General features: G+C 54.0%; 1 protein-coding gene. It reads right to left on the reverse strand.

Annotated features, from left to right (window positions below; genetic code table 11):
• Positions 1-27: 27 nt before the first annotated feature.
• Entirely contained in the window at positions 28-5,376 is a 5,349-nt protein-coding gene (locus B7364_RS08440) for an RHS repeat domain-containing protein (RefSeq protein WP_085339563.1), read from the reverse strand.
• Positions 5,377-5,446: the final 70 nt, after the last annotated feature.

Here is a 5,446-nt window from a genome sequence, read left to right on the forward strand (position 1 = left end):
GCCGCACGGCTCTGGTTGAAGAGTTTGTCAACATGACCTAGTTACTACTACAAATGAATGTTTACTAACCTCAACACCGTTAAAATAAACGGGGCGATAAACCAAGAAAGAATCCATCCCCGTCGGATCAGTCGCGTTCCCCGGTTCCAGTCCCACATAGGCATAGAGGTTGATATAATCCAAGCTACCGATCGGGTCGGTTTGGAGGAAGGTGCCGGTGGTGGGATCATACCAGCGGGCGCGGTAGTAATAGATGCCGAGATCGGGATCCCAGCGTCTGCCGGTATAGCCAAACGGGTGAGAGCCGGTCCCAACCTGTTGGGCTCCATCTGTTTCACCATAGCTGCCATAACCCCGTCTTGAGACCACATTGCCTGCAGCGTCGGTGATTGCCACGACACTGGCCTGCCGGTCGGTGTGCATATAGGATACCGCACCATTGGCCTCGATCTGGGCCACCCGCTCATCGATCGCAGGACCCGGGACGAAGAAGCGGATGAAGTTGCGATTGGCATCCAGGTCCGCAACCTCTTCGGACCCAGACAACAGGAAGCGTGTTCGCGTGCCACCTGCGGGAAGACTCGCAGGCGTCGCGCCAGTCGCATTGCGGATACTCTCTACCCGGTAACCCTCGACCGTGTAGAGGAAGTCAAGCGTTGTCCCATCGCTCTTGACCGCACGCTTCAAGCGGTTGCGGCCATCATGGGTGAACGTCGTCCCCTGCCCGTCTGTTTTCAGGTTGCCCGCATCGGACCATGTCATTGCCGCCCGACCCGGCACATTGGCGACCTGGTTCAGATTATTCGCGGCACCATAGGTTCCCACCGATGGCAGGGCCCCCATAATCCGGCTGTCTGTCGCAGAAGTGAGGGTAACCCGGCCAGACTTGTCATAATCATAATCAATGCCGACCCAGTTTCCATTGGCTACTGTTGCACTCGCCCCGCCCTGAAACAGATGACGCATCCAGTCCAGATCGCCATCGTTCTCATAGGCATAGTCGGTTGATGTACCATTACCGCGCGTGACTTTGGTGCGCCGACCCAAGGTGTCATATTGATAGTTGACGCTACCTTGATTGGCACCACCCCAATCGCCAAAGGCAATTCCTGTCATGCGGTTCAGCGAGTCATAGCTATAGTCAGCACGCTTGGCGATCGTGCCGAGATCTGGCTGATACCAGCGCATATTCGTGCGATTGTCATTGGCATCATATTCATAGGTCACCTGACTGGCGTCACAGGTCCAGCAGGTAACATTGCCAGCAGCATCCATTGGGAAGCTGTAATAAGTGCGCTCAAAATAGACCCGTCCAGCCGCGTCCCGATCATACTCCTTGCTGGATTGAATTCGCCAATCGGGGTGGTTCCAGGTGCCGGCCCAATTCAAGTTTCCAGCTGAGTCATAATAATTAAGCTGGATCTTGCTACCAATGAAAACATCCGGAGTTTCTTGGGAATAATTGACCCAAGGTCTGCCAAGTTTATCAAAATGACTATTGGTCCAGCGCCCCTCTCGATCACGAGTGACAACAACACTCCCATCATTGCGCGCTGAATTATAGAGCGTGTGTTCGAACTTGCCGTCTGGCCAGTAAGTTGTGATCTTCTTGCCCATACCCTGATAAGCATAAGTCGTCTGATTGTTGTTGGGATCCCATGAGGCCGTAATCGCACCCGCAGGGCCCCCATATTGGTTCTTGACATAACGTTGTGGTGTCGAGTCGCTTGCTTGGCTTACGGCCTGACCGCATTGGCTCGTCGCTAATCCAGTACCGCGCCATTCCTCCAGCACCTGGCTCGCTGCATTATAGCAGATCAAAACCCGGCGGCCTTCAGGATCCATCTTGATCAGGACCCGGTCCAGGGCATCATACGTGAACGTCACTTGATCACCCGCAGGATCAGTCTGCGTTAGGACCTTCCCTGTCGGGCTAAAAGTCGAGAACACATCCTTCCATGCAGCCCCGTCCCACGCACCTTCTGTCGTGACATTGCCATCAAGATCATAGATCCAGCGCTTCTGAACCCCAAGAGGAGCCGTCTCCGCCGTCTTTCGCCGCGTCGCGTCATAGGTAAATGTGGTTACATTACCTTTGGCATCGGTTGCAGTGGCCACATCACCCGCAGCCGTGCAGGTCGCCGTGCTCCGCAGGTTCAAGCCGCCGGGTTGTGTCGATCTTGTTTTCGATGTCTGGCACCAAACTGGCTGTCCATTCTCGCCATAACCCGTATCCGTCCAACGGCCCGAGGCGTCCTTTTCGCGGACCAAGCGGCCATACTGATCATATTCGAACTCTTGTATGCCCGCCTTCCAAACACCTGCTGGTCTATCGTACTCAACAGGCTGGGTGATCTTAACCAACAAACCGCGGGCATCATACTCGAAGCTTGTTTTCTTGGCTTCTTTATCGGCTTCGGTCGCATCAGCCGCATAAGGCCCCCGCACCCAGACCGGCTTGTTGAAATCAGTGCTATAGGCAGCCTCGGTGATCTCGACCCAACCCCACCAATAATCTCCCTCCCAGGCGTAAGGATATTTGGTCTCCTTGGTCACATTGCCACGGGCGTCATACTCATACTCGGTCCGCCAGCAATTGCTCCGGCTCCCCTTCGCCGCCATACAGCCAGACTTGAAGCTCGCCCCAGCATTCTCCTCAAAAAACGCCGTCACAACTCGACCCAAGCCGTCATACTCATAGCGCGCCGCGACACCGACTTCGTTGACGGTCCGAACCGCTTGCCCTCGGCTGTCATAATAGGCGCTTGATGTTCCGCCAGCTGCGTTGACCTGGTCTACACGACGCTCGGTTTCACCACTAAATACTCCGCCGACATAGACATTCTCTGTCGAGGTACCGCCTGCGCTATTGCGTGTCGTAACCGATGCAACGCGACCCAATTCGTCATATTTAATGCTTTGAACTGCAGTCGCTTGATCGCGCGGCGCATACCAACGCCGCAGCAAATAGCGTGGTCTATAGGACGGATCGGTTGCCTGAGGGCTATCACCTCCAGCGGCACTGGGAGCATAATCATATTTGAGCACCGAGCCATCGGGACGCGTCACAGTCAGTAGATTTGAATTTGGCCAGCTAAAGTGAACAACGCGCCCATCTGATGCCGTGACTGAAGTCATGCGATAAGTGGTGCGATTATAAACCAAGTAGCCAAAATTGCCCGAATCCGCTCCGCCCAGCGTGTCGGGCCCGGCTTCATATTGGAAGGATAAACTATTGCCTAGATTAGTAGAAACAGAGATTAGAACTTTGGATTTTTGCGTTTCAACAGTCGGTGCTGAAGGGTCGTCACCCCCGAATTGCCCACTTATCCCACCTTGCGAGCGGGAATCTTCCCGAGTAGAAGTCGTGCGATCCTCATATCCAAAGTTGGTAACTAGCCCACTTGGCCGCGCAATCCTGTTCAGCACAAATGTTGAGCTTGCGCTATAAGAGTAAGTTACTGAATTCGGCGGGCCACAAGAAGTGGACGTGATAGTCGTGCTCGACTCAGGTTCGAACGTGGAAACAGTCCCGTCCGATCCGCGCAAACTAATCCGAATGCCTGCATAATCAGATGGAGTCGCGGATGGATTGCGCATTTGGCAGATCGACACAGGGACCCGCGAACCCGTCATAGTCAGTGTTGCAGCCCTATCAGTTTGGTTCCTGAAGGCACCCGATGGCTGCATGACAAAGGTTCCTGAGCCGGCTGGTGCTTGGATGGAGACAGAGTTGGCCATGAACTTACCAGCAAGCCAGCCTACCGAATGAATGCTACCTACTTTTGATGCCAGGGTCTCGAGGCGGGCCATGTCGACGGAGGCCTGCAGGCTGGCAATTGCGGTGGCCGCATCAACACCAATAACTGGGTTCAAATACTTGAGCCCACTATTTGCAATAGATGAGCTCCCCTGAAAATTATGTCGCCAGCCACCGCCAACCCGGGCTTTAATGGAGGAATCATTTCCACGGTAAGGCAGTTCATCGACCGTTTCACGCGGCCCGAATGGAGGAGGCGCATAGGTCCCCCGCACCCATTCAAACCGTGACGAAGCTTCAACATCCTGACGAAGAACATCCGATGAACTGTAAGAGCGGGTGAAAGCCAATTCAGCGTCCCCAGAGCCGACAGAAATGTCCGGGCTGGGATTAAGTTTCAGCGCACCGTTGTCGTAGGTTTCGGAGCCAAATTTCTCAAGCAATCGTGACTGCAGAGTTCCTTCGCTAGCTCTCGCTGGCTTAATCTGGGTTGAGCTACCACCGCCTTTGTATATCCAGTCAATTGTTGCTGAGAAGCCAGTAGCACTGAAGGTAAACTGACTCGTGTTAGTAACACCTGGCGGGAAATATTGGCTGGGTGCGCTATTGGTCGGCAAAACAACTACTAGCCCCCTTCCAGCAGCATCCAGAACGCGCTGTTTGGATGCGGCATCGATAGACAATAACGGCACTGCGGTAGCCGCCGCCGCTGGCCGGATAAGAGTGTATGCAGTTGTACGTCCTGCCGAAAAAGGCGAAATCATAAACTGAGCGTCTGACTGCTGCTGAGTAGTCGACCCCTCCAACATGGCCTGGGTATCCGCAAAAGTTCTGTTGGCTGCAGTTTCGTCGTCGGCGGTCGACGTGACGCTTGTTGTCGCAAAAGCTGTAGTTAAGTTGAACCAGTTCCGCCCTGCGGCATCATTGTTCGCTACACCAAGCAGGTAATGAGGTGCCAACTCGGATTGGCTTAGACGTGAGATCAAGCCCTGCGCAGCGGCATTTTGTTCAAGAAACGAAGCGATAATGTCATAAATTCCGCCGTTTCCACATGCATTTGCACAGTGCATATTGGTGAGTTCGCGGTTGACCAGAGACTCGCCATAACCTGGACCCTGACGCCCTGAAAGGAAGAGAATCTGAGCGTTTCTTCTAAATCCACCATTTTCGTCACGGCAGCATTTGTTCATCAATGCAAATGTTTGGGCCACATTGAACGTCGTTCGCATAGCAGCAGATGGAAACGGTACAATCGGAGTAAGAATAATTTGTCCCGGGACGCCTGATTCAACAGGAACCGAGGGAGCATTCGTGTAGCTTGTGGCGATCGCGAGCGGTTGGGTTGCCAACGTTACGCCATCAAGAAAAAGGCCAGCTGTTGGTGGCGCGAGGAAACTTGAATTGACCCTCGCAGGCAAAGATTGGGGATTGGCTTGGATCTGACGGCCAGCAGTCTCATCTGCCCATAAGGTTACATCCATCGTCCCGAACTGGATGCGCAGTCTTGTTCTGTATTGATCAGGTACGTCGCCTGCGAATGTTGAGACATTGGAGAGCGAGTAAGGCAAACCTGTGCCGCTGTCGAACGAGCCATTTGTCAAAATGTCCGTATCCATCCGGCGAGGGCCACGGCGTGGTTCAGGGTGCGGGCTTCCAGTTCCAGGGTGCGAGTTCTTGGAGGCGAGA

The organism is Aquidulcibacter paucihalophilus, assembly GCF_002105465.1.
GTDB lineage: Bacteria > Pseudomonadota > Alphaproteobacteria > Caulobacterales > Aquidulcibacteraceae > Aquidulcibacter > Aquidulcibacter paucihalophilus.

Excerpts from the sequence above, each read along its gene's own strand:
- B7364_RS08440 (WP_085339563.1), bottom strand. The coding sequence starts at position 5,376 with ATGGATACGGACATTTTGACAAATGGCTCGTTCGACAGCGGCACAGGT.